1 protein-coding gene and 1 pseudogene are annotated in these 533 nt (G+C 52.7%); one reads left to right on the forward strand and one right to left on the reverse strand.

The window, feature by feature from the left end:
• Positions 1-338, reverse strand: a pseudogene (locus tag A7D21_RS34090) (arsenic resistance protein); the annotation flags it as partial.
• 93 nt (positions 339-431) lie between these two features.
• Between A7D21_RS34090 and A7D21_RS35075 the strand changes: the two are divergent.
• A partial coding sequence (locus A7D21_RS35075) for a MerR family DNA-binding transcriptional regulator (RefSeq protein WP_141718337.1) occupies positions 432-533 on the forward strand: 102 nt, incomplete at its 3' end.

The following is a 533-nucleotide window of genomic DNA, read 5'->3' on the forward strand; positions in this document are numbered from 1 at the left end:
ACATAATCGATACAAGGCGTCAGCAAGACCAATAGTGCGCCCACCAAAATCGCCGGGTGGTCGGCTAGGCCCATCGTCAACGCCCAAACCAACAGGGGGATGGCGACGAAATTGGCGGTCAGCAGCGCGGTCATGAAACGCTTGTTTGCAAGCCCTTCGCGGAGATCCAGGAATGGGATCTGTAGAAACATGGCGTACATCAGCACAGCGATAGCTGGTGTCACCAACGCACCTAACGCTTGAGAGGCATCAGGTGCGAGCAGGCCTCCGATAGCCGCGACAATGACCGCGACGAAGTAAACGGGAATCTGGTTCTTCTCTAGCTGTTCTCTGTCCACGGAATGCCCTTAAAACGCGTGAAATCATTTTTCGATTGAGCAGGTTAATATCTGTAGCTACTACAGGTTCAAGAAAATGCTTGGGGAGTTTGGATGTCAGGAATCGGAGCGCTGTCGAAATCAACGGGTTGCCACATTGAAACGATTCGCTACTACGAGAAAATAGGCCTTCTCCCTCCGGCCCTACGGTCGACA

It is taken from the genome of Pseudomonas sp. AP19 (assembly GCF_001728855.1).
Lineage (GTDB): Bacteria > Pseudomonadota > Gammaproteobacteria > Pseudomonadales > Pseudomonadaceae > Aquipseudomonas > Aquipseudomonas fluorescens.